This window comes from Solitalea longa (genome assembly GCF_002920915.1).
Lineage (GTDB): Bacteria > Bacteroidota > Bacteroidia > Sphingobacteriales > Sphingobacteriaceae > Solitalea > Solitalea longa.
Genome location: NZ_PQVF01000013.1, coordinates 33,681 through 59,067, shown reverse-complemented (window position 1 = coordinate 59,067; position 25,387 = coordinate 33,681). Strand labels below are relative to the sequence as shown.

Annotated in this window: 27 protein-coding genes; 25 read left to right on the top strand and 2 right to left on the bottom strand. The window is 38.8% G+C overall.

Features of this window, described 5'->3' with window-relative positions; translation table 11 throughout:
• The first annotated feature begins 1 nt into the window (after window position 1).
• The 5 genes from C3K47_RS16505 (at window position 2) to C3K47_RS16485 (ending at window position 4,028) form a co-directional block, all read left to right on the top strand.
• Window positions 2–604, top strand: coding sequence for an HU domain-containing protein (locus C3K47_RS16505; protein WP_103790267.1), 603 nt, complete (start codon window positions 2–4; stop codon window positions 602–604).
• Between the two features lie 29 nt (window positions 605–633).
• Entirely contained in the window at window positions 634–1,347 is a 714-nt protein-coding gene (locus C3K47_RS16500) for a MotA/TolQ/ExbB proton channel family protein (protein ID WP_103790266.1), read from the top strand.
• Window positions 1,344–1,742, top strand: coding sequence for an ExbD/TolR family protein (locus C3K47_RS16495; RefSeq protein ID WP_103790265.1), 399 nt, complete (start codon window positions 1,344–1,346; stop codon window positions 1,740–1,742). The genes C3K47_RS16500 and C3K47_RS16495 overlap by 4 nt, the downstream gene beginning before the upstream one ends.
• A gap of 3 nt (window positions 1,743–1,745) precedes the next feature.
• Complete coding sequence (locus tag C3K47_RS16490) at window positions 1,746–2,606, top strand: energy transducer TonB (protein WP_243392571.1); 861 nt, start codon at window positions 1,746–1,748, stop codon at window positions 2,604–2,606.
• A gap of 162 nt (window positions 2,607–2,768) precedes the next feature.
• The gene (locus tag C3K47_RS16485) at window positions 2,769–4,028 is read left to right on the top strand and encodes a bifunctional folylpolyglutamate synthase/dihydrofolate synthase (RefSeq protein WP_243392570.1); all 1,260 of its coding nucleotides are present in this window, start codon (window positions 2,769–2,771) and stop codon (window positions 4,026–4,028) included.
• A gap of 60 nt (window positions 4,029–4,088) precedes the next feature.
• On the opposite strand, the gene C3K47_RS16480 is transcribed toward C3K47_RS16485, so the two are convergent.
• Complete coding sequence (locus C3K47_RS16480; RefSeq protein WP_103790263.1) at window positions 4,089–4,277, bottom strand: cold-shock protein; 189 nt, start codon at window positions 4,275–4,277, stop codon at window positions 4,089–4,091.
• Between the two features lie 211 nt (window positions 4,278–4,488).
• Window positions 4,489–5,988 carry an APC family permease gene (locus C3K47_RS16475; RefSeq protein ID WP_103790262.1) on the bottom strand — a complete coding sequence of 500 codons (1,500 nt, stop codon included), beginning with the start codon at window positions 5,986–5,988 and terminating at the stop codon, window positions 4,489–4,491.
• A 225-nt stretch (window positions 5,989–6,213) separates the two neighbouring features.
• Between C3K47_RS16475 and C3K47_RS16470 the strand changes: the two genes are divergently transcribed.
• The 20 genes from C3K47_RS16470 to C3K47_RS16375 all read left to right on the top strand — a co-directional run bounded on the left by C3K47_RS16470 (window position 6,214) and on the right by C3K47_RS16375 (window position 25,283).
• Complete coding sequence (locus C3K47_RS16470; protein ID WP_103790261.1) at window positions 6,214–8,463, top strand: sodium-translocating pyrophosphatase; 2,250 nt, start codon at window positions 6,214–6,216, stop codon at window positions 8,461–8,463.
• 228 nt (window positions 8,464–8,691) lie between these two features.
• Window positions 8,692–10,392, top strand: coding sequence for an amino acid permease (locus tag C3K47_RS16465; protein ID WP_103790260.1), 1,701 nt, complete (start codon window positions 8,692–8,694; stop codon window positions 10,390–10,392).
• A 122-nt stretch (window positions 10,393–10,514) separates the two neighbouring features.
• Window positions 10,515–11,081, top strand: a complete 567-nt coding sequence (locus C3K47_RS16460) for a MarC family protein (RefSeq protein ID WP_103790259.1) — start codon at window positions 10,515–10,517, stop codon at window positions 11,079–11,081.
• A gap of 103 nt (window positions 11,082–11,184) precedes the next feature.
• A complete protein-coding gene (locus tag C3K47_RS16455) occupies window positions 11,185–11,907 on the top strand; it encodes a YebC/PmpR family DNA-binding transcriptional regulator (RefSeq protein ID WP_103790258.1) in 723 nt (240 codons plus the stop codon).
• Window positions 11,908–12,018: 111 nt separating this feature from the next.
• Complete coding sequence (locus C3K47_RS16450; RefSeq protein ID WP_103790314.1) at window positions 12,019–12,435, top strand: glyoxalase superfamily protein; 417 nt, start codon at window positions 12,019–12,021, stop codon at window positions 12,433–12,435.
• A 56-nt stretch (window positions 12,436–12,491) separates the two neighbouring features.
• Window positions 12,492–12,923, top strand: coding sequence for a VOC family protein (locus tag C3K47_RS16445; RefSeq protein ID WP_103790257.1), 432 nt, complete (start codon window positions 12,492–12,494; stop codon window positions 12,921–12,923).
• Window positions 12,924–13,017: 94 nt separating this feature from the next.
• On the top strand, window positions 13,018–13,761 hold the full coding sequence (locus C3K47_RS16440; protein WP_103790256.1) for a tetratricopeptide repeat protein: 744 nt from the start codon (window positions 13,018–13,020) through the stop codon (window positions 13,759–13,761).
• A gap of 9 nt (window positions 13,762–13,770) precedes the next feature.
• Window positions 13,771–14,976 carry a hypothetical protein gene (locus C3K47_RS16435; RefSeq protein ID WP_133159404.1) on the top strand — a complete coding sequence of 402 codons (1,206 nt, stop codon included), beginning with the start codon at window positions 13,771–13,773 and terminating at the stop codon, window positions 14,974–14,976.
• A 73-nt stretch (window positions 14,977–15,049) separates the two neighbouring features.
• On the top strand, window positions 15,050–16,000 hold the full coding sequence (gene ric / locus C3K47_RS16430) for an iron-sulfur cluster repair di-iron protein (protein WP_103790254.1): 951 nt from the start codon (window positions 15,050–15,052) through the stop codon (window positions 15,998–16,000).
• Window positions 16,001–16,048: 48 nt separating this feature from the next.
• A complete protein-coding gene (locus tag C3K47_RS16425) occupies window positions 16,049–16,591 on the top strand; it encodes a DUF2249 domain-containing protein (protein ID WP_103790253.1) in 543 nt (180 codons plus the stop codon).
• Window positions 16,592–16,595: 4 nt separating this feature from the next.
• Window positions 16,596–17,861: a heme-copper oxidase family protein gene (locus C3K47_RS16420; protein ID WP_103790252.1), complete on the top strand. Its 1,266-nt coding sequence runs from the start codon at window positions 16,596–16,598 to the stop codon at window positions 17,859–17,861.
• A gap of 8 nt (window positions 17,862–17,869) precedes the next feature.
• Window positions 17,870–18,202, top strand: coding sequence for a metal-sulfur cluster assembly factor (locus C3K47_RS16415; RefSeq protein WP_103790251.1), 333 nt, complete (start codon window positions 17,870–17,872; stop codon window positions 18,200–18,202).
• Between the two features lies 1 nt (window position 18,203).
• A complete protein-coding gene (locus tag C3K47_RS16410; RefSeq protein ID WP_103790250.1) occupies window positions 18,204–18,644 on the top strand; it encodes an RrF2 family transcriptional regulator in 441 nt (146 codons plus the stop codon).
• A gap of 24 nt (window positions 18,645–18,668) precedes the next feature.
• A complete protein-coding gene (locus C3K47_RS16405; RefSeq protein WP_103790249.1) occupies window positions 18,669–19,208 on the top strand; it encodes a c-type cytochrome in 540 nt (179 codons plus the stop codon).
• 52 nt (window positions 19,209–19,260) lie between these two features.
• Window positions 19,261–21,252 (top strand): Sec-dependent nitrous-oxide reductase, encoded by a 1,992-nt coding sequence (gene nosZ / locus C3K47_RS16400; RefSeq protein ID WP_103790248.1) that lies wholly within the window; start codon window positions 19,261–19,263, stop codon window positions 21,250–21,252.
• Between the two features lie 123 nt (window positions 21,253–21,375).
• A complete protein-coding gene (locus C3K47_RS16395) occupies window positions 21,376–21,993 on the top strand; it encodes a hypothetical protein (RefSeq protein ID WP_207765316.1) in 618 nt (205 codons plus the stop codon).
• The gene (locus C3K47_RS16390; RefSeq protein WP_103790247.1) at window positions 21,947–22,372 is read left to right on the top strand and encodes a nitrous oxide reductase accessory protein NosL; all 426 of its coding nucleotides are present in this window, start codon (window positions 21,947–21,949) and stop codon (window positions 22,370–22,372) included. The genes C3K47_RS16395 and C3K47_RS16390 overlap by 47 nt, the downstream gene beginning before the upstream one ends.
• Before the next feature lie 202 nt (window positions 22,373–22,574).
• The gene (locus C3K47_RS16385; protein ID WP_103790246.1) at window positions 22,575–23,816 is read left to right on the top strand and encodes a nitrous oxide reductase family maturation protein NosD; all 1,242 of its coding nucleotides are present in this window, start codon (window positions 22,575–22,577) and stop codon (window positions 23,814–23,816) included.
• Window positions 23,813–24,532 carry an ABC transporter ATP-binding protein gene (locus C3K47_RS16380; RefSeq protein ID WP_103790245.1) on the top strand — a complete coding sequence of 240 codons (720 nt, stop codon included), beginning with the start codon at window positions 23,813–23,815 and terminating at the stop codon, window positions 24,530–24,532. Before C3K47_RS16385 ends, C3K47_RS16380 begins: the two co-directional genes overlap by 4 nt.
• Window positions 24,516–25,283 (top strand): ABC transporter permease, encoded by a 768-nt coding sequence (locus C3K47_RS16375; RefSeq protein WP_103790244.1) that lies wholly within the window; start codon window positions 24,516–24,518, stop codon window positions 25,281–25,283. Before C3K47_RS16380 ends, C3K47_RS16375 begins: the two co-directional genes overlap by 17 nt.
• Window positions 25,284–25,387 lie beyond the last annotated feature (104 nt).

Genomic DNA, 25,387 nt, shown 5'->3' with positions numbered 1-25,387 from the left:
AATGATCGACATTAATAAATATATAATTCAACTATTAGAACTCAATAATGAAGTAACCATTCCGGGTATTGGCGGCTTTTATCTCAGCCGAACGGAAACAAATTTCGATAGTCAACACGGAACTTTCTATCCTTCTGCCATCTCGGTAACATTTAATCCTTTTCGCTTGTCAGACGATGGCGTGCTCAGGGATGTTATTTCCGACTCAGAGGGTCTTGAAAAGCATATGGCAGAATATGAACTGCAAAAATTCATCATTAAGATTAAACAAGGCCTCAGTCGTAATCATCGGTTCGAATTGGAGGGCATTGGAACCTTGGAAAGTGATGATATGGCTAATGTAAAATTTAAATCAACAGATAATTTTATACTGAATAAGGCCAATATTGGGTTAAAAGAAGTGATTTCAAAGCCACGTGAGCCGAATAGAGCTGTTTACGCTGCGGAGAAAAAAATTGTGTTTGCAGAAAATACGAAGCAGGAAAATAGCGTTTGGAAATGGCTGCTGATATCACTGGCCATCATCATCATTGTTTCACTAATAATGATGCTTGCTGTACAGTATTATATGCCCGAGCTAATAAGAAATTTTAAAGCTGAATAATTGTAAATCAAAAGACTTAAGAACAACATATGTTTTTACTACAAATTACTGATACTGCGCAACGTGTAGCAGACACGTTAAATCAAATGCCAATTAATACCGCACCAAAACAAGAGAGTTTGAGCTTGATCGACTTGATGTTCAAAGGAGGCTGGGTAATGATTCCGCTAGCAATTCTGCTGTTTTTAGCATTGTTTATTTTCTTTGAGCGTTACTTCACTATTAGAAAAGCCAATAAATCCGAATCATCGTTAATGATGCAAATTCGCCAGTACATTATTACAGGCAATTTAGACGCGGCAATCAGCGTTTGTAAAAACAGTAACACGCCTATCGGACGCATGTTGCAAAAAGGACTTGCCCGTATTGGTAAACCTATTAAAGAAATTGAAGGTTCTATCGAGAATGTGGGTAAACTTGAAGTTTCTAAGCTTGAGAAGAACATTAATATTTTAGGAATTATTGCCGGTATTGCGCCGATGTTGGGTTTCGTGGGAACCATTTCGGGAGTAATCACCATCTTTTATAGTATTTCTCAGGCCGGGGAAATCAATATTGGTTTAGTATCGGGTGGTTTATATCAAAAAATGATCACTTCGGCAACTGGCCTTATTATCGGTATTTTCGCCTATATCGGTCACCACATTTTAACGATGATGGTTGACAGGGTGATCTTACGCATGGAAACTGATGCAATTGATTTTATTGACTTGTTAGAAGAACCGACAACTACAACACGATGAATTTAAGACGAAGACATAAGATTGGTGCGGAAGTAAACACCTCGTCGTTAAACGATATCATGTTCTTCCTGCTGTTGTTCTTCCTATTGGCATCAACACTGGTAGCACCGCATGTTATTAAAGTTACTTTGCCAAAAGCGGCAACCGGACAAACCGTTCCTAAGAAAAACGTAAATGTTTCGGTAACTAAAACCGGCGAGTACTTTATTGATAAAACGGCTGTAAGTGAGGCTCAGTTGGAAGAAACCCTTAAAAGTTATCAGGGTAAAGCTGAAGAAGTAACGGTTATCATAAACGCCGATTCGGCGGCACAGGTTCAACCATTTGTAAACGTAATGGATATTGCCAGCAGATATAAGTTGAAATTGGTAGTAGCTGCTCAGAAAAAGAATTAATCTGTGGAATCAATCTATAGAAAAGAAGAGAAAAATTCAGGCAGAGCCTTTTTGGTGACCACATCTATTTATGTGGTGTTTCTGCTGATTTGCTTTTTAGTAAAGATCACCAATCCTTATACACCTCAGCAAGAAGAAGGTGAAGGAGGAATTGTGGTTAATTACGGAACCTCCGATGTAGGTATGGGTGATGATTTTACCAGCATGGATGAGCCTTCTATTTCACCTACTGCCAACAACAAACCCCAAACTGAAAAGGTTGAAGACGTTGCTCCTGCCAAACCTACTGTCGCTAATGAAAATACCGACGCTTTGGTAACACAGGATAACGAAGATGCCCCTGAAGTAAAAACTTCGGCCAATAAAGTGGTAAAAACGGAGACGAAGCAACCTATTAATACTCCAAAAACACCTACAGAGACCGCAAAAGAGCAAACGCCAAAGGTTAATCAAAATGCTTTATATAAAGGTAAAAAAACACAAAGTGGCACCGGTGGTGGCGATGGAACCGGAAATGAACCTGGTAACCAAGGCAAAGTAACTGGCGACCCTAATTCCAACAATTATGATGGTACTGGCTCTGGCAATGGTGGGGTAGCTTTAAATCTTGCCGGTCGTAAGTTTTTAAGTCGCCCGAGCATTGAAGACGATGGCCAGCAGGCAGGTAAAGTTGCCGTTGAAATTACCGTTGACCGCGATGGAAATATTACAAAAGCAACAGCGGGCAAACGTGGTACTACCATTTCAAATGCTGCCCTTTGGAAAAAATGTGAACGGGCAGTTTTACAATGTAAACTAAACCCCATAAGCTCCGGCCCTGAAACTCAAATGGGAATGGTTGTGATTACCTTCAGATTAGAATAGAACGAATTGCACGAATTAAAACTTATTGCACAAATTTAATTCGTGTAATGCGACAATAAATTAAAGCCCGAATTGAACTGATCGTACAAATCCAATTCGGTAATTCGTGTGACAATTAGTGTTTTTAGTTCCGTGTCAACCTACCAACAAACATTAGATTACATGTTCAGTCGTTTGCCAATGTTTCATCGAATTGGTGAAGCAGCGTTTAAGGCCGACCTGAATAATATAATTGCCCTTAGCGAAGCTTTGGGCAATCCGCATAAGCAGCTTAAATGCATTCACATAGCCGGTACCAACGGCAAAGGTTCCACTTCGCATATGCTTGCCGCTATTTTACAAGAGGCAGGTTATAAAACCGGTTTGTACACCTCCCCTCACCTGCGCGATTTCCGGGAACGTATACGTGTAAACGGTCAAATGATCCCCGAACAAGCAGTTATCGATTTCGTAGATTCAAATAAAGACCTATTTGAAAAGGTAGAGCCATCGTTCTTTGAGATGGGTGTGGCACTTGCATTTGATCACTTCAAAAAAGAAAATGTAGAGATTGCCGTAATTGAAACCGGTTTAGGAGGGCGTTTAGATTCAACGAATATCATTAACCCTATTTTGTCAGTTATTACCAATATCAGTTTTGACCATACTGCTATTTTGGGTGATACAATTGAAGCCATTGCTTTTGAAAAGGCAGGAATAATAAAGCAGAATACTCCGGTTGTTATTGGTCAATTGCAGGAAAAAGCAAATGATGTATTCGTTGGAAAAGCCAATGAAATGAATGCTGTCCTTTCTTTTGCATCCGAAAAATGGACCATCACACATAAAGAAAAAACAGCCCAAAATTGGTTGCTGGATATAAAAAATACTTCTGGCAAAAATTACCAACAGCTTCAACTCGATCTAACCGGGAACTATCAGCTGAAAAACATAAAAACAGTTTTAGAGGCCATTGAAAGTTTAAATAAATCAGCATTACAGATTTCTGATGAAAGCGTTTATTCGGGATTAAAACAAGTGAAAAAACTTACGGGTTTACTTGGCAGATGGTATACGCTGAGTGAAAATCCGTTGATCATTTGCGATACCGGACATAATATTGATGGAATTACCCAGGTAGTTGAACAAATTAACGAAACCAGGTTCAACAACCTTCATGTAGTATTTGGAATGGTAAAAGACAAGGATATAACCCATGTTTTGGAGCTTATGCCCCAAAATGCATGTTATTATTTTTGCAAAGCGGATTTACCTAGAGGCATGGATGCCACCGAACTCATGAAAATGGCCGAACCATTTGGTTTGAAAGGTGAGGTATATCCTTCGGTGAATGAAGCCCTAACTGCGGCTAAGAAGAATGTTACTGCCGACGATTTAATATTTGTTGGTGGAAGCACTTTTGTGGTGGCGGAAGTGATTTAAAATTACTGCATAAAAAAAGCCGGTTTATAACCGGCTCTAACAAAAAGTAATTAAAATATCTTAAGCAATCTTTACATTCACTGCATTTAATCCTTTTTTACCTTGAGCAACTTCGAAAGTCACATTGTCGTTTTCGCGAACTTTGTCGATAAGACCGGTAACGTGAACGAAAATCTCTTGACCTTCATTAGTTTTAATGAATCCAAAACCTTTTGACTCATTAAAGAATTTTACTTTTCCTGTTTTCATTATAATTATTAAAAAATGAGCATTTCATTTAGAATGATCGATAAAGAACTATGGCATTCATTAACAGAAAAAGTCATTACTCTTCAGTCATTCATTCAAAGGTATCTAAGTTAAGGTTATTTTTTAATTGAGCAAAACTTAATGCTTTTTGAACAAAAAAGTTATAAACACTTAACTATCAACCTGTTTAATTTAAAATTACAGAAGAAAATCAATTCTTCTGCAATTTTTTTCCTGAATTTATTAGATAATAAACAGGAATTCCAATTACAACAATTCCCAGGCCAATTAAACTTGGTTTAGGTTTTACAACCAACAAATCAATACAAATTGCTGTTGCTAAAAGGATGTATAATGCAGGAATAACCGGGTATCCGAAGGCTTTATAAGGTCGTTCGGCTTGAGGTTGGGTTTTACGAAGAATAAAAATCCCACCAATGGTCAAGGAATAAAATATCAATACGGCAAATATCACATAATCAAGCAGATCGTTGTATTTCCCCGAAAAACATAAAATTGAGGCCCAAATTCCCTGAATGATCAAACCATAAGCAGGCACACCTTTATCGTTCAGATTTTCAGCTTTTTTCAGGAATAAACCATCTTTTGCCATTGCATAATATAAACGGGCCCCGGCCATGATTAAGCCGTTGTTACATCCAAATGTGGAAACCATGATCAATACAGCCATTATGATTACTGCCGCACCACCAAAAATGATCTCAGCCCCGGCAGTTGCTACCCTGTCGTTCGTAGCAAACATAATTCCCCGGGTAAGCACATTTGCTCCTTCAGGAGTACCTTTAATAGGTAATAATGATAAATAGGCAACGTTGGCTAAAATATAAAGCACGGTTACTATCAATGTTCCGAAGAACAAGCTTAATGGGATGTTCCGTTTCGGCTCTTTTACTTCACCCGCAGTATAAGTTATATTGTTCCAGGCATCTGAAGAGAACAGTGAACCTACTAAGGCCCCTCCTATTGCTCCTATTAATGACCAACCTGAAAGTTTCGCGATATCCAGTACATCTACATTGGCTTTAGTTTGAAAAGGTTCGGCAAAGAAATTGGAAAAGTTTTGACGAAAGGCATCAGAATTATAGCCTATATATAAACCCAAAACGATCAACCCGAGCAGAGAAACAATCTTGGCAACTGTAAATACCCCCTGAATTATTTTGGCGTTCTTAACTCCAAATAAATTCACAACGGTTAACAAGGCAATCAATGCCACTCCTAAAAACTGTTGGCTCGAAAAAGCTAAAGGCCCTAATTGAAACAAGGGATCAGTATTGATCAATTGGGGCAATAATACACCTGTGTACTTTGCAAAAGCAATGGCAACGGCAGCAATGGTTCCTGTTTGAATGACCATAAAAGTTGTCCATCCATATAAAAAGCCTACAAATTTATTATATGCCTCGCGAAGGTAAACATATTGTCCGCCGGCCTTTGGCATCATACCAGCCAGTTCTCCATAACTAAGCGCAGCCATTAAGGTAATTGCGCCGGTTAACAACCACACAAAAAGGATCCAGAAGGGAGAACCCAATAAGCGGGCAATATCACTGGTTACAATAAAAATACCTGAACCGATCATCGATCCAACAACGATCATCGTTGAATCAAAAAGTCCGAGTTCACGTTTCATTTCCGAATGTTCGGTACTCAAAGTTTCATGATTTTGATGAGTAAAAGTTTGCTCCATACAAGGTCTTTTGATTTAAAGTTTGAAAAACAAGGTAGGATTTTAGTTTGAAAACAAAACCATTGTATCGGTTTCCATTGTTCAAAATATAATCCTGAATTGTTTATGTTTTTGCGAATAAATAACTTTTTATTTGAAAAACGCTGGTTTTCATGATTTTTTATTTGACTATTCCATTCAGCAAAAGTATTTTAGGCGACCGAAAAAAAATGTAACCTAATTATTATGACCTTTTTTCAAGAAAATCTAATTTACATGATCCCACTTTTTGGGGTGGTAGCCTTGTTGGTTACTGCTATAAAAGCATCGTGGGTTTCAAAACAAAATGCCGGCGACGCGAATATGGTAGAGTTGGCAGGGTACATAGCTCAAGGCGCTATGGCCTTTTTAAAAGCCGAGTGGAAAGTGCTCAGCTACTATGTTGTTATTGCGGCCATTTTATTAGGTTGGTCTGGAACGTTGCCTAACGTACATTCTCATTGGTTAATTGCGGTAGCTTTTGTTATCGGTGCTGTGTTTTCTGCAACTGCCGGATACATCGGTATGAAGATCGCCACCAAAGCCAATGTACGCACCACACAGGCGGCTCGTACCAGTTTGGCTCAAGCCTTAAAAGTTTCGTTTACCGGTGGTAGCGTTATGGGTTTGGGTGTTGCCGGGTTAGCCGTTTTAGGATTAGGAAGTTTATTCATCATTTTCTATAAAGTTTTTGTTCCGGCTGGTGCTAGTATTATAGGCTTAGAAATGCGTACCACAATTGAGGTGTTGACAGGTTTCTCATTAGGTGCTGAATCTATTGCCCTGTTTGCACGTGTTGGTGGTGGTATTTATACCAAAGCTGCCGACGTAGGTGCTGACCTTGTTGGTAAAGTAGAAGCAGGTATTCCTGAGGATGATGTTCGTAACCCTGCTACCATTGCCGATAACGTGGGTGATAACGTAGGCGACGTGGCTGGTATGGGTGCCGACTTATTCGGTTCATATGTTGCCACCATTTTGGCTACCATGGTATTAGGTCAGGAAATTGATTCAAAAGATAACTTTGGAGGTTTGGCCCCTATCCTGTTGCCTATGCTTATTGCTGGCTTAGGATTGATCTTCTCAATTATAAGTATGGTGTTTGTTCGTATTAAAGACGAAAATGCCAGTGTACAAAACGCTTTAAACCTTGGAAACTGGTCGTCAGTTATATTAACGGCAATAGCTTCATTCTTCGCTGTTAAATACTTATTACCTGAAACCATGTCATTACGTGGTGTTGAGTTTAGCGCCACCAATGTGTACCTCGCCATTATTGTTGGACTTATAGTAGGCGCATTGATGAGTATCATCACCGAATACTATACCGCAATGGGTAAAGGTCCGGTAAATTCTATTGTTCAGCAGTCATCTACTGGTCACGCTACCAATATCATTGGTGGTTTAGCCGTTGGGATGCATTCAACCGTGTTGCCTATTATCGTTCTGGCTGCTGGTATATACGGTTCATATCATTTTGCCGGATTATATGGTGTGGCTATCGCTGCAGCAGGTATGATGGCCACTACTGCTATGCAATTGGCTATCGATGCTTTCGGCCCAATTGCTGATAATGCGGGTGGTATTGCCGAAATGAGCGGTTTACCTAAAGAGGTTCGCGAACGTACGGATAACTTAGATGCGGTTGGAAATACTACCGCTGCAACCGGTAAAGGTTTTGCCATTGCATCGGCAGCTTTAACTTCACTGGCTTTATTTGCAGCCTTTGTGGGTGTTGCCGGAATCAGCAGTATCGATATTTATAAGGCCGATGTTTTAGCCGGTTTATTCATCGGTGGTATGATCCCGTTTGTGTTTTCAGCTTTGGCGATCTCAGCAGTAGGTCGTGCGGCTATGGCAATGGTACAGGAGGTTCGCCGCCAGTTCCGTGAAATTCCGGGAATTATGGAATATAAAGCCAAACCTGAATATGAAAAATGTGTGGCTATCTCTACACAAGCCTCTATCAGAGAAATGATCTTACCGGGTGCAATTGCATTATTGGTTCCTTTATTAATTGGTTTTACATTTGGCCCTGAAGTATTAGGTGGAACGTTGGCCGGTGTTACTGTATCAGGAGTTTTAATGGGAATGTTCCAGTCGAACGCTGGTGGTGCATGGGATAACGCTAAAAAATCTTTCGAAAAAGGCGTTAATATCAATGGTGAAACTTTTTATAAAGGTTCGGAGCCACATAAAGCTTCGGTTACAGGTGATACTGTTGGAGATCCATTTAAAGACACATCAGGTCCTTCAATGAACATCCTGATCAAATTAATGTCGATTGTTTCACTGGTTATCGCACCGCACATCGCTATTAAGTCTGATAATCATACCAGTTTGCTAATGAACGAAAAAGGTAAATGCTGCATCGAACAAAAACATGCAAGCAGTTGCACCAGTTCGGAAGGTTCTAGCAGAGCTGCTGCTATGAAATCATGCTGCGAAAAGAAATAAGTAATTTATAAATATTGAAAAAAAGGCAGGCTTTACAGTCTGCCTTTTTTATTTTCAGGCGTTTTATTAATTATGTTTTTTGCGATGATAAACGAATAAAATTGGCCTCCAAATTATTTAAAGATATATTTTATTAGTGATGTTATTTTAGATAAAATTTAATTAGGTTTGAGAAATTAACCATTCAATAGTTATATACAAAAACCTTTTACCCGGAAATTATTAATCATGAATTTCAGAAAACCTTTAGATTCACTTATTAAAGAAGCGGAAGCGATTGGGGAACATTCGCTAAAGAGAACCTTAACAAGTTATCACCTTGTTGCCTTGGGAATTGGAGCCATCATCGGAGCCGGTTTATTTTCAATTACCGGAGGCGCTGCAGCAAACAATGCAGGTCCAGCTATTACAATATCATTCATTATTGCTGCCGTAGGTTGTGCTTTTGCCGGTTTATGTTATGCCGAATTCGCCTCAATGATTCCTGTTGCCGGTAGTGCTTATACCTATTCATATGCCACTTTAGGTGAATTTATTGCCTGGGTTATTGGTTGGGACTTAGTTTTAGAATACGCCGTTGGAGCTGCCACTGTTTCCATTAGCTGGAGCAGGTACCTGGTAAAGTTCCTCGATTACTATAATATTCATTTACCCGCCCAAATGACCATGTCGCCATTTGACAGTGCTACATTGGCTGACGGTTCAGTAATTTCAGGTGTAATTAACCTCCCTGCAGTATTTATCATCGTTGTTATGTCGCTGGTGTTGATCAAAGGAACCAAAGAATCAGCCTATATAAATGCCATTATTGTTACCTTAAAAGTTGCGGTGGTATTAGTTTTTATAGCTTTGGGATGGGCATATATCAAAACTGAAAACTATGTTCCTTATGTTCCTCAAAATACCGGAACTTTTGGTGCGTTTGGTTTTAGCGGTATTGTTCGTGCAGCGGCGATTGTATTCTTCGCATATATTGGTTTTGATGCAGTTTCAACGGCTGCACAGGAAGCTAAGAATCCGAAGAAAGATATGCCTATTGGTATTCTTGTTTCATTATTGATCTGTACGCTTTTATATATCCTATTTGCTCATGTAATGACCGGTGTAACCAATTACACCTCATTTAAAGGCCAGGATGGCATTGCTCCGGTAGCTGTTGCTATTGATCACATGGGCTCAGTCGGTCCTGATGGAACAATGATTCCTGCTTTCCCATGGTTAAATAAAGCAATTATCATAGCTATTCTTGCTGGTTACGCATCCGTAATTCTGGTAATGTTAATGGGGCAATCGCGTGTTTTCTTCTCAATGAGTAAAGACGGCTTATTGCCAAAAGTATTCTCTGAGGTTAACCCTAAGTTCCGTACACCAGCAAAAAGCAACTTATTGTTCATGTTGTTTGTTAGCTTATTTGCAGCTTTTGTTCCTGCCCGTGTGGTAGGTGAAATGACCAGTATCGGAACTTTGTTTGCATTTATCCTGGTTTGTATTGGTATTATCGTAATGCGTGTGAAAATGCCGGATGCACCAAGAGCATTTAAAACGCCACTAGTTCCATTAGTGCCGATTTTAGGTGTGGCCACATGTTTATTTATGATGGTGTTTCTTCCGCTTGATACCTGGATCCGATTAATCGTTTGGATGGTTATCGGCGTTACCCTTTATCTGGCATATGGAATGAAGAATAGCCTGTTATCTGACAACAAAAAGGAAACACTATTTAACAGCAATAAATCAGTATCGTTAATTGGAGCTGCCCTAAGTGTACTTTTAATAATCGTAGCTGTTGCCCACCACTTTACGGCCGAATATGATGATACCATAATTTATATGTTCTCATTGATCTTTGCAGCAGTTAACATTTTGTTTTATTTATACAGAGCATACGTTTTTGTTCCGAAACCTAAAGAAATAAAAGTGCATTCATAGTACTTTACCAAAATACAGCAAAAAGGCCTCTATGTTTACAGAGGCCTTTTTTATTTAGGTTGCACCTTGAATTGAACAGAGGGCAATACCTCCATAATAATTTTTCTATCTTTGGCACCTGTATGAATTTATCAATCAACGAAATTATTTCGGTAACAATGATCCTATTTGCGATCATTGATATTTTAGGTTCCATTCCTATCGTTCTCGAACTACGAAATCGGGTTGGTCACATTCAATCAGAAAAAGCCACTATCGTGGCCATGGCCTTAATGATCCTGTTCCTTTTTGTTGGAGAAAAGCTATTAAATGTTATTGGGGTTGATGTAAAATCGTTTGCCATTGCCGGTTCATTGGTTATCTTTTTCATTGCCATGGAAATGGTTTTAGGCATTCATTTCTTTCGTGACCAAATGCCGGAAACAGCATCCATCGTCCCCCTGGCCTTTCCCTTGATCGCAGGAGCTGGAACTATGACCACCCTTCTATCGCTTAAAGCCGAATATCAAACCATAAACATTATTTTGGGCATTATAATCAATTTACTTTTTGTTTATTTTGTATTGAAAAATGTGAGTGTGCTCGAACGCATTTTAGGTAAAAACGGAGTTGAGATACTGCGCAAGGCATTTGGGGTGATTCTTTTGGCCATTGCCATTAAACTTTTCAGAAACAACACCGGATTATAAGAATAAGTCAACTAATAGCTAACAACTAATTAAAAAACAGGTTTAATCCCGATGATTCCATTACTCGAGCGGTCATCAACCTAAACCACGAACAAATAAAGAAATGGGAAGAGCATTTGAAGCGAGAAAGCAAAGTAAAATGAAACGCTGGGGTAAAATGGCCAAGCTGTTTACCCGTATCGGAAAAGATATTGTAATTGCTGTAAAGGCTGGCGGCCCCAACCCTGAGTCGAACGCGCGTTTGCGTGTGATCATGCAGAATGCTAAGGGCGCTAACATGCCTAAAGATCGTATTGAAGCCGCAATTAAGCGAGCCACTGACAAGGACACTTCGAGCTACGAGGAGATCGTTTACGAAGGTTACGGCCCACATAAGGTGGCTATTTTGGTTGAAACATCAACCGATAATATTAACCGTACCGTTGGTAACGTACGCAGTTACATTACCCGCTCTGGTGGTTCATTAGGAACTTCTGGCTTATTAAACTTTATTTTTGAGCGCAAAGCTGTTTTCCGTATCGCTGCAGATGGTCTTGATGTTGAAGAACTGGAGCTTGACCTGATCGATTTTGGTGCTGAAGAAGTGTTTCAGGATGAAAACGAAATTACCATTACTACTGAGTTTGAAGATTTCGGTAAGATGCAGAAAGCCCTTGAAGATAAAGGTCTGAACATTATCAGTTCTGAATTTGAACGTTTCTGTACCACTTTTAAGGAGGTTAATGCTGAGCAAGAGGCTGAGGTACAAAAGTTGATTGACAAATTAGAAGAAGATGATGACGTGAATGCCGTGTATCACAACATGGCTACACGCGAAGAAGAATAATTTTTAAAAATCTCAACATATTTTAAAGATCCCATCCAGCCGATGGGATTTTTTTATGTTCAAATACTGCCATGTTTAGTATTTTTAGAAAATAAATTTATTCCTTCCACTATGGCTTCAATCAACACCAACATCCATTTTCACGGAGCTACTCCTATTCTTAGGGTCCAAAAACTGGCAAACAGCCTTCACTACTACAAAAAATCATTAGGTTTTAAACTCGATTGGGGTGGCAAAGAACTTATTGCTGCTGTTTCAAGAGGTTCCTGTAGTTTGATACTTGTGGAAGGAGACCAAGGCAATCCGGGAAGCTGGGTATGGATTGGCATTAACGACGTGGTTAAGTTACACAGCGAGTTTATTACCAATGGAGCTAAAATACGGCATGCACCTACTAACTATTGGTGGGCCTATGAAATGCAGGTGGAAGATTTGGATGGAAATGTACTTCGGTTTGGCTCAGAGCCGCAGAAAGATATGCCTATTGGCCAATGGCTCGATATGAATGGAGTAGAATGGCAGTTTTAAATTAGCCTTATTAACAGTTTATTGGCTGATTTTGATCCTTAATAAACTTTTAAACCATGATAAGGAAAATGAACCATGTCTGTATCTACGTGTTAGATCAGGAAAGCGCCTACGACTTTTATGTAAATAAGTTAGGCTTTAAAGTTCACACTTATGCAGAAATGGGACCAGGTATGTATTGGTTAACCGTTTGCCCACCTGAGCAACCTGATTTGGAGCTTACCATATTGCCTGTTCAGGAAGGAATGATGATGGACAAGGAAACTGCCGAACAATTAAAAAGCCTCATAAAAAAAGGAATTTTTGGTTTTGGCATTTTCGAATGCAATGATTTGCCTGCTACTTATCAAGAATTAAAATCCAAAGGTGTTGTCTTTAAAAAAGCACCTAAAAAAGAGTTTTATGGCTATGAAGCTATTTTCTTAGATGATTCAGGAAACTGGTTCTCATTGGCAGAAAAAGCAAAAGACAAATCAATCAATTTATAATAATTAAAAGCTTTTAGAAGAGCATTGAATGCCTAAATACGTTATTTGATTTTTTGTTTGAAGCGAAAAATCAAATCCCCTATTTTAGCACAGTATGAAAAAAAGCATTGTAATTATCGTTCTCGCGTTTATCTTCTCTCTTCCGTCATTTTCACAGAGCCAATCAAAAGCCGATAGCCTTTACCAGGTGGCCCTTAACTTTTATGATAAGCAAGATTCGAAGAACGCCATTGTTAATTTCGAAGAGGTTTTAAAACTGAATCCTAAACATATTGATGCGCTATATAACCTGGCTGCGATACAATATCAATTAGGCAACAAGGCCAAAGCCATTGAATTGTTCCAACGTTCGGCGGCACTTGGTGATGCTCAATCGAAAGAGATTTTAAAACAAAAATTGAATGTACGATTGAACTATGCCGACACCATGGATATTGCCGATGTTGATAAACTTCCGCAGTTAATTGTCGATGGCCAGTCTGAAGATCTTCTGTTTAATAAAAGCATTAACACCAAGCTTTTAAAAGCTATTGCCCAACAAATAGTAGCTTCAAAAGAAATACAAAACCGCGTTTTTGATATCGAGGCTGCCAATAAAAACATTACAAGTGGCGAAATAAAACAGGTTAAATTGATGGTGGGATTGTTATTTGGCAAAGACGGATCGATCACCGTAATTCCATCCGAGAATGATTTTGCCGACCGAAAGCTAATGCTGGATATGATGAAGGCTTCTTCAAAATTAGGAAAAGTTACTCCTGCCCAATACGATGAAAAGTCCGTTTGCGCCCGCTATTATTCTATACCGCTGATATTTTATAAAGAGGATCAGCAATAATACATGGGCATGGAGTTAGCAATTCTCAGAAAATACTTCAAATGGGCTTTATTTAATTTTTTCATACTTTCCCTTGCAGGGCTCTTTCTGCGCTTTCTCTTGATCCATCCTGTAAATGAAATAAACTATCAATATTTTTTACATGCCCATAGCCATTTTGCATTTAGTGGCTGGGGCTTTATGGCCTTGTCTATTTTGCTGAGCCACAGCTTTATTCCAAAGAAAATTATTGAAGGTCGGTCATTCAGAAAATTACTGTGGCTGAGCCTCATTCCAGCCTATGGCATGCTGCTTTCGTTTCCATTTAAAGGATACTTTTCAATTTCAATCGCATTCTCCACTTTATTCATCATTGTTAATATATGGTTTGTGTTGTTATTTTTTAAAGCTACAAAACAACAACCCAGAACACTCTCACTGCAAACAGCCCGTTTAGCGTTGATTTTTTTAGGTCTTTCCTCACTTGGCCCATTTGCTCTCGGTCCTGTAATGGCCAGTGGCCAGGGAGGGTCTCCGTTATATTTTAATGTCATTTATTACTACCTGCATTTTCAATATAATGGATGGATGAGCCTGGGCATTATCTCATTGTTATTAAAATGGATTGAGCAACAGGACAAATCAAGTTCAAAGAAAAATGATCAACTGTGTTATTTTTTATTGCTGATATCAATTGTGTTGACTTATGCATTGTCTCTTCTGTGGAACAAGCCGGCTAACGCCTATTATATAATTGGCGGCGGAGCTGCGGTGTTGCAATGCGCAGCCTTCTTTTTACTTTTCAAAAAGCTACCCATTGACCAGCTCCGATCATTACCCACCCTTCAACGAACAATACTATTAATAGCTTTATTGGCATTTGCAGTAAAAGCAGGCATGCAACTGTTTTCGGCCTTTCCATTTTTTGCCGACCTGGCCTACAAGATTCGTTACCTCATTATCGGGTATTTGCACCTGGTGTTTTTAGGAGGCTTTAGCTTTTTTGTTCTATTCTATAGCATACACTTTGGGTTAATACCTCATACGAGGTTGCTTAAATACGGTATTTATTTATTTTTTGCCGGCTTTTTCCTAAGTGAATTTCTATTATTCACCGAAAGTCTTTTCTCCATTTTCAACCTGCATATTCCTCATTTTCAAACAGTTTTATTTATCGTTTCTCTTGCCCTTCCCCCCTCTTGTTTAGCACTTTGGTTGACCGCAGAAAAAAAGTAAAAAAATAAAAGACCTTTTTATCTTTTTTTCATTTATGTTCTTATATTTGACTTACTAAAAGAACATAAAACATATGGACACTATTGAAGTATTGGACGTTACAGCTATTGAACCTCGGTTAAAACATCCAACAATTTTTGAAGTATTTGATAAACTTACTGCAGGAGAAAGCTTCATCATACATAATGATCACGACCCCAAACCATTATACTACCAGTTATTAGCCGAACGAGGCGCTATTTTTGGCTGGCAGTATTTAATGGAAGGTCCTAAATGGTGGAGAGTACAAATAAGCAAAAACGTTATTAATCCAAACGATGACACTATCGGTGAATTGGTGGCTAAAGATTTCAGAAAAGCAGAAGTTTTCAAAAAGTTCGGTATTGACTTTTGCTGCGGTGGTAAAAAATCGGTAAAACAAGTTTGTACTGATAAAGGCATTGATTACAATGAACTTGAAACGGCTCTTAAAAACATTGAAAAAACAGAAACGCAATCAGAGAATTTCGATAAATGGTCGCTTGACTTTTTAGCTGAATACATTATCAACAAGCACCATACTTACGTAAAAGAATCTTCTCCTTTACTTCTCGAATTTGCCGAAAAAGTGGCACGTGTACACGGAGCTCATCACCCTGAAAATATTGAAATCTTTGAAAAAGTTCAGGCGTTGACCTGCGAAATGGGAACGCACATGCTTAAAGAAGAACGCGTTCTGTTCCCTTACATTCAAGGATTGGCCAAGTTGCAAAAAGAAGGCAAAGCGGCCAGTCCCCCTACTTTTGGTACAGTTCAAAACCCGGTGAACATGATGGAAATGGAGCATGATTCAGCAGGTGATTTGATGAAGGCAATCCGCGAATTGTCTAACAACTACACACCTCCGGCTGAAGCCTGCAATACTTACCGTGTTTTATATGCCAAGCTAGAGGAATTTGAAAATGATCTGCACCGCCATATTCATTTAGAGAACAACCTTCTATTTCCAAAAGCGATTGAGTTGGAAAAAGAACTTACAGCATAAAACACAAAAGAGCATGCTTTAATGCGTGCTCAATAAAAAAATCAGGTTATGATACCAGAAGCAAAAAACCGGATAGTACTTGATGTGCGGCCCACGCTTGCTCAAAAGCTGGACCCCTTTAAAGAGATCATGGAAACCGTAGGTAAGCTCGGACCAGAAGAAAGTCTACAGCTAATTACACCATTTGAGCCTGTGCCACTTTATTCAGTGATGCAATCAAAAGGGTACATATGCCGGACAGAAAGGATCAGCAGTAACGAGGTACATTCTTATTTCGAACCTGCTCAGGACATAAAATTGCCTAATCAGCTTGAAACTGCAACAGAGGAGAAACTTTACGATGATGAGACCTTTACAGCGGTGTTGAAAGAGTTTAAGGGACAGTTGCAGGAAATAGATGTAAGGGATCTGGAAATGCCTCAACCCATGTTAACCATCTTGGCGGCACTTGAACAGTTACCTGAAGACCATGCCTTGCTGGTTCATCATAAAAAAGTCCCATTGTTTTTATTACCCGAATTAAATGCCAGGGATTTTGAATACCTGATATATAATAAAGAAAAAATAGATCTGTTAATCTTTAAAAAATAAAGATATGACCCACATTATTTCAAATAAAACAGTTTCAGCACGAATGATTAGTGCTCACTTCGTTGCCGGGGGACTAGCTTATTTGATTGTATGTGTGTTATTGATATCGTCCGGCGACGCATTCGCCGGACATTTTTTCCATCCTCAGCTGCTTGCCATGGTTCATCTGGCAGCCTTAGGATGGATCACGATGATCATCATTGGATCGATCTATCAAATTGTACCGGTTATTCTTAATGTCGATCTATTTAGTACAAAACTGGCAGTATATACTTTTATCAGCCTGATCATTGGTATCGCCGGCCTTTCTTGTACATTCTTGCATTTTATTACCGGAATTATAATGCAGGTATCAGCAGTAGTACTGCTTACAAGTTTAGTTTCCTTTTGCGTAAACATTTGGTTTACCGCATCAAAAAACAAAAAAGAAAACATTCAATCCGACTTTATTCTTACCTCTCTCCTTTGGTTATTAGTAACCGTTATACTGGGTACTTTACTAGTATTCAACCTTAGCTACGCTTTTCTACCTGAAGAACACCTTCATTATTTGAAGCTCCATGCCCATATAGGCTTTGGTGGCTGGTTTATTTTACTGGTGATGGGTGTACTTTCGAAACTAGCCCCTATGTTTTTGCTAAGCAAGCCAACAACTGAAAAGCCTTTAAAAATCAGCTGGTATTTAGTGAACCTTGCTATCAGCCTTTTTTTAATTGACATGTTATTCAATAAAGGTTCATTAGGAATAGTTTGCTGGGTAATTTTTGCATTCGGAATTGGCGCTTATGCAATTTTTATCATTTCGGTATGGAAAAACAGGCTTAGAAGAAAAGTAGACCTGATTCTGCATGTTACCTACAAAATACTGCCGGTAATATTTGTAGCCCTTGCCATTGGATTGATCCTATTGATTTGTCAACCTGATCAAACTTTTTTAAACCTGTGCAAAGTTTATGGAACCTTGGTATTGGGAGGTTTTCTTACAGGGCTAATCTTAGCGCAAACTTTTAAAATATTGCCTTACCTGGTATGGCTCGAAAAATATGAGAAAAAAGCCGTGTTGGAGAAAGTACCTCAACCGCATGATCTCTATCATGCCACCTGGTTAAAGCTTCAGTTTGCTTTTTTCATTCCAGGCCTTGTTATGCTGATTATGGGAATTATTATTAAAACTGAGATGCTGATCATTGTTGGGTCAGCGGCCATGCTAATCAGTGCTGTTTTTTATAATCTTAATATTTTCAGGTTAATCTGTGTTAAACCTAACTAAGAGAAATTATGAAAATCGATCTATTAAACGAGAAACCCTTTTTTATTGCAGAACTATACGAGGTTTTGCGTGATGTTATCGATCCGGAGCTAGGAATCAATGTAGTAGATCTTGGACTGATCTATAACATTGAAGCAGGGGAAGATAGTAAAGAAATTAATGTAACGATGACGCTCTCAACCCCTGGATGCCCAATGGGCCAGTTTATTACCAACAGCATTTGGGAAAAGATAAAATCTATACACGCCGATTGGCAAGTGGATGTTAACGTGGTTTGGGAGCCTGAATGGAGTGTAGATAAAATAAGCGAGCACGGACGACATCAACTTGGACTAGAATAATATGCTATCAAAAACCTGTGAATATGCAATAAGGGCTCTGGTTTACATTGTTTTTAAGAGTCAGAAAGGCAATAAGCTGAGTATAAAAGATATTGCCTATGAAATTGACTCTCCTGAACATTTTACGGCAAAAATACTGCAAACACTTTCGCGCCAGGGAATTGTTTCTTCAACCAAAGGGCCGAACGGTGGTTTTTATATTGAAAAAGACAGCTCTCCCATTCCAATTATCAATGTAATAAAAGCTATAGATGGACCAAAACCATTAGACACCTGTGTGCTGGGTTTAAAAGCCTGTAATGATTTGGAACCTTGCCCAATGCATAAAGATTATAAGGGAATTAAACAGAATCTGTTAGCTCTTTTCTCTACAAAAACTATTCAAGATCTGGCGGAAGACGTTGCTGAAGGAAAACTGTTAAAAAGCCTTTACGAAAAATAATATCACTTAATTTAAATACATATCATGAATACCAAAAACAAAACAGTTCACAAGAGTAAAAGGAGATTACTTCCTTATTTAGCACTTACAATCGTTTCATTATTCCTTGCCTCATGCGGAGGTTCACAAAACAATACATCAACCGATTCTTCTGCTGCTGAAAGCACTGAAGCTACGGCCACCGAAAGCAGTGCTGCTGCAGCTGTAGACACAAAAGCCCACAGCGACAGTAAAGGTGTTGGTAAATTTACCGATGTTAAAGTTGAAGCATTAAATGCTGATATGGCTAAAAATGGAGAAACCGTTTTCACCGCAAAATGTTCGGCATGCCATAAAACAACTGATCAAAAAGTAGTTGGTCCTGGCTTAAAAGGTGTAACTGAACGTCGTACACCTGAATGGATCATGAATATGATCACCAACCCTACTGAAATGACTAAAAGTGACCCGGTTGCTAAAGCCCTTTTAGAAGAACACCTTACTCAAATGACTTTCCAGAATGTTACGGATGATGAAACTCGCCAGATTTTGGAATTTTTACGTCAAAACGACGGAGCCAAATAATTTTAACAACTAACAGATATAAAGGTCTTTTTATTACCTAATAATAAACAACATGAAACCGTTTATCAAACATTCAAAATTAATGTTAGCTGTAGCTGTGGCCGCAGCGGCATTTACCGGTTGTAAACCTAAAAAAGCGGAAACTGTGATATCAGGCGATGCTGCCCAAAAGGTATACGTTGCACCTGGTAAATTAGACGAAGTTTATTTGTTCGCTTCTGGAGGCTTTAGCGGACAGGTTGCTGCTTACGGTATACCTTCAGGTCGTCTGCTTAAAGTGATTCCGGTATTTTCTCAAAACCCAGAAAACGGATGGGGATATACAGAAGAAACTAAAGCTATGTTAAATACTTCGCATGGTTTTATTCCATGGGATGATGCTCACCACCCTCAGCTTTCTAAAACCGATGGCATGGACGATGGCCGTTGGTTATTTATCAATGGTAACAATACCCCACGTATTGCCCGTATCAATCTGGCTACTTTTAAAACTGAAGAGATCCTTGAAGTTCCAAACTCAGGCGGTAACCACTCTTCTCCTTATTGTACCGAAAATACCGAGTATGTAGTTGCGGGTACTCGTTTCAGCGTGCCTATTGGAAACAATACTGATGTGCCGATTACATCTTATAAAGAAAACTTCCGCGGAGCTCTTTCGTTCATCAATGTTGACCAAAAAGAAGGCAACATGAACATTGCATTCCAACTTTTGGTACCAGGTGTTGACTATGATTTGGCGCGTAGCGGTAAGGGAGCTTCACATGGCTGGATGTTCTTCTCATGCTACAACTCAGAACAAGCTCACACTTTACTTGAAGTAAATGCCAGCCAACGCGATAAAGACTTTATCATGGCGGTAAACTGGAAAAAAGCTGAAGAATACGTAAAACAAGGTAAAGGCAAAAAAATGCCAGCCACTTATTATCATAACAAATACGACGAAAAAACACATTCAGCTAAATCAACAGTAGAGAAAGAAGTATTAACGCTTGATACTCGTGAATTAAAAGACATCGTTTATTTCATTCCTTGTCCTAAATCTCCACACGGTGCCGATGTTAGCCCTGATGGCGAAAACATTGTAGCCAGCGGTAAATTAGCAGCGGTAATTCCTGTATTCTCATTTAAAAAGTTAACTGATGCTATTGCTAAGAAAACTTTTGATGGTGAGTTTGATAACGTTTCAGTTGTTAAATACGAAGCTGCTTTAGCCGGTGAAGTTCAAAAGCCAGGTTTAGGTCCTCTTCACACCGAATTTGATGATAAAGGTTATGCTTATACTTCAATGTTCGTTTCATCAGAAATTGTAAAATGGAAAGTTGATACTCGCGAAGTTGTGGATCGTGTTCCTACTTATTATTCAATTGGTCACTTATGTGTAGTTGGTGGTGATAACAAAAAACCTTACGGTAAATACGTGATCGCCTTAAATAAAATCACCAAAGACCGCTACTTACCTACCGGTCCGGAGTTAACCCAATCGGCTCAATTGTTCGATATTTCGGGCGAGAAAATGAACTTATTGCTTGACTTCCCAACTATTGGCGAACCTCACTATGCACAAGCTTGTCCTGCAGATGTGATCATGAAAAATCAGAAAAAAATATTTGAACTGAGTAAAAATGAGCACCCTTACGCTGCAAAAAACGAGCAAGAAACTAAAGTGGTTCGTAACGGAAAACGCGTAGATGTTTGGATGACTGCAATTCGTTCTCACCTTGCACCTGATAATATTGAAGGTATTAAACAAGGCGATGAAGTGTATTTCCACGTTACCAACTTAGAGCAAGATTGGGATGTGCCTCACGGTTTTGCTATCAAAGGTGCTGAGAATACTGAGTTATTAATTATGCCAGGTGAAACTCAAACTATAAAATGGACCCCTAAATCAACAGGAGTGTTCCCATTCTATTGTACCGACTTCTGCTCGGCTCTTCACCAGGAAATGCAAGGCTATGCAAGGGTTTCACCTGCAAACTCAACCGTAGCTTTGAAATATGGCGTGGGTGATACTGCTCCAAAAGACCAAGTGGCTCAGAAATAGGCACTAATCTATTTCAGCCTGTAACAACCGTAGCCGTGTTTTTAGCTTCGGTTACGGTTGTTTAACTCCTAAAAAGGAGTTCGATTCATCCCTTGGAGAATCAAACCTTAAAATTACAGTTACATGAAAAAGTCTTCACGAATATTGGTGCTGGTGTGTGCATTATTGATGCTCGGTGCCTATATTTTCCCAATCTGGACCATTTCATTGGAAGCCCCACAATACCCCGAAGGCTTGCAAATGAATATATTGATCAATAATATAACCGGTGATGTGGATAAGGTTAATGGGTTGAACCATTACATTGGAATGAAACATATCCATGCTGAAGAGTTTGTAGAACTTAAAGCATTGCCCTACCTCATAGCATTTTTTATAGGTTTCGGCTTGTTAACGTATTGGAAAAACAGTAAAAAAATGCTGTATACATGGGCCGTTATGCTGATAGCCTTTGGTATTGCTGGCGCCATTGATTTTTACCTTTGGGAATACGATTATGGCCACAATCTCGATCCTATGGCTGCTATAAAGGTCCCTGGTATGTCGTATCAGCCTCCATTGTTAGGGTACAAGCAATTGTTGAACTTTTTGGCAGGTTCATTTCCGGCAATTGGCGGTTGGATGGTGATAACACCTATTCTTACTGCATTTGCAATTTGCATTGTTGAATTACGTTCGATAAAGAAAGTTAATCATGAGAAATTATCTTCTCCTTCTGCTGCTGTTAACCGCGGCTTGTAATAAGAAAGAACCACAACCAATCAGTTATGGCACTGATGCCTGTGATATGTGCAAAATGAACATCATGGACGATAAATTTGGGGCCGAGATCATTAATAAAAACGGCAAAGTATTCAAATTTGATTCGGCTGAATGTATGGTTGATTATGTGCTTACCGGAACAGAAAACCTTGAACAGTTTTATGTTACCAATCATTCGCAACCAAACGAATTAATTGACGCTCAGAAAGCAGTTTTCCTGCATGGAGAAAACATTAATAGCCCAATGGGAGGTCATTTGGCTGCCCTTAGTACAAAAAAGGAGGCCGAAAAAATGCAACAACAATCAGGTGGTGAATTGTTAACCTGGGAACAAGTGAAAAAGCTTCGTACTCACTAAACATTATTCATCTACCCTATTCATAAAAATTTTCATTTTGTTTATTAAAGCATTGGCAGTTTCAGCAACTTCCAATGCTTTTTTGTTCTAATTCATAGCCATAACATCTCCCTAAATGATTGATTTAATAATTTTAAAATAAAAGATAAAAAGGTCTTTTATTTACCCAATTGATTGTATATTTGTTTTATAATCCTTCAAGATGGTACGAAGAATAGTATTCCTTTTCATACTGCTTATTTCCCAATGTTGCATTGCATTGGCACAGCAAAAGCTGATAGTGGGTCTCAAAGAAAAATACACCACCATTGAAAAAGCACTTGCTGCCAGTAAAAATGGTGATGAGATCATTGTAAAAAAAGGGATTTACCCTTCCTTAAATACTGTCATTAATAAAAGTATAACTCTTACTGGACAAGGGCAACCTGTTTTGGATGGTAAAGGAAAAGACGAAGTATTGACCATTTTAGCGAATGGGGTAACAGTTAACGGTTTTATTATCAAAAACACCAATAACGGTTCTTCAAAAGATTATGCAGGCATTCGTGTTTTTAAGGCCAATAATGTTAAGATCATCAATAACACCTTACAAAATACATTTTTCGGTATTTATTTGTCTGATGCAGATGATGTATTGGTCAGCAACAACAACCTTACTGGTACCGGCCACCCTACTCAATCAGGCAACGGCATTCACTTATGGCAGTGTAATCGCATCAAAATAGAAAACAATACAATTCGCAGGCATCGCGATGGCATTTATTTCGAGTTTGCCAAACAAAGCTTGATTCAAAACAACCTGAGCGAGCAAAACAACCGTTATGGCTTGCATTTTATGTTTTCTGACGACGACAAGTACATTGGTAACACCTTTAGAAATAATGGCTCAGGTGTGGCTGTAATGTATACCAAGCGAATTACCATGCTTAAAAATGTATTTGAAAAGAATACAGGCAGTTCGTCATATGGCCTTTTGCTGAAAGACATCAGTGATAGTCGTATTGAATACAATAAATTCAGCTTAAATACTACCGGAATATATTTTGAAGGCTGCAGCCGCATTAATGTTACCAATAACGACTTTTTTCAAAACGGTTGGGCCATACGGTTACTCGCCAATTGTGAAAGCGATCATTTCGAAAACAATAATTTCAAAGGAAACACTTTCGATCTATCTACCAACGGAACTCATTTTCAAAATAAATTCATTAATAATTATTGGGATAAATACGAAGGTTATGATATGGACCGCAATAAGATAGGAGATGTCCCCTATCGTCCGGTAAGCTTATATTCTCAGGTGCTTGAGAAAATGCCTTACGCTGTTATGCTGATGCGCAGCCTGATGGTAAACTTGCTCGACAAGGCTGAAAAAGCCATCCCTTCAATAACTCCGGAAATTATTAAAGACGAACAACCACGCATGCAATCTATAGCAAGATGATAGAGATCAATCAACTACGTAAATCATTTGGCAAGCTGGATGTGCTGAAAGGCATATCAACAACTTTTGAGCCCGGACAAGTTATTTCAATATTAGGGCCGAATGCTTCAGGAAAAACTACGCTCATAAAATCGATATTAGGTATGGTCATTCCTGATTCAGGCACTATTTTGTTTGAAGGAAAAGACACCAACATCGACCCATATTACAAAAAAAAGATTGGATATATGCCTCAGATAGGCCGTTATCCCGACAATATGAAAATAGGCCAGTTGTTTGAGATGATGAAAGATATCAGGAAAGAAAAGGCCCTTGACGAAGATCTGCTGCAGCAATTTGATTTACCTTCTATGTTTAATAAGCCAATGCGAACCCTTTCAGGCGGAACAAGGCAAAAAGTGAGTGCGGCTTTAGCCTGCTTGTTCGATCCACCGGTACTGATACTGGATGAACCCACTGCAGGTCTCGACCCAGTAGCTGCTGAAATATTGAAAGCAAAAATTCACAAGGAAAAAGAAAAAGGTAAACTGATACTATTAACCTCGCACATTATGAGCGAAGTTGACGAACTCGCCGACCAAATTCTGTACATGATGGAAGGCCAGATTAAGTTTAATTATACCATTGCCGACTTGAAAGATATAACCGGCGAAAACAAACTTGGAAAAGCTATTATGCAATACCTTAAAGCTGAAACTTATGTTGAAAGTAACTAAATACGTTTTGCACGATATTGTGCGCAATAAAATTCTTATTGCCTACACTGTGTTTTTGTTTGTGCTCTCCTGCTGCATGTTTTACCTTGATGAAAATCCTGATAAAGCCGTAAGCAGCTTGTTAACCATTATAAACATTATTGTACCGCTGGTTTCGATGATTTTCACTACCAGCTATTTTTACAATTCGTACGAATTTATTGAACTGCTGGTGGCCCAACCATTAAAACGGACCAATATTTTGTTGGGGGAATATTTAGGAATTGCTGGCTCACTTACAGTGGCTTTGATAATTGGTTTGGGCATTCCTATTTGTATGTATGCGCTAAACCCGTTGGCCTTGACTTTATTCTATACAGGTATACTACTATCACTTATTTTTACATCGCTGGCATTTTTATGCTCGGTTGCCACGCGAGATAAAGCCAAAGGCATGGGATTGTCGCTACTGATTTGGTTCTTCTTCTCTGTAATTTATGATGGATTGATTCTGGGCATATTGTACAGTTTCAGCGATTACCCCTTAGAAAAAACGGTATTGGTACTTACTGCATTTAACCCCATTGATTTGGGGCGAATAATTGTGATGCTCCAAATGGACGTTTCAGCCTTAATGGGCTATACCGGCGCATTATATAAAACGATTTTGGGCACCAACTGGGGCATTTTTATTTCTATAGCCATCCTGCTGGTTTGGTTCATTATTCCCTTATTAGTTTGTGTGAAAATTTTTAAAAAGAAAAATCTATAACCTGTTTTTTGAACCTTCCTAAAACTAAGCGAAATGTTGAGAATGAGGCCTGGTTGAATTTTATTATTCACCAGGCTTTTTTTATTATGCAAATCATTAAAAGT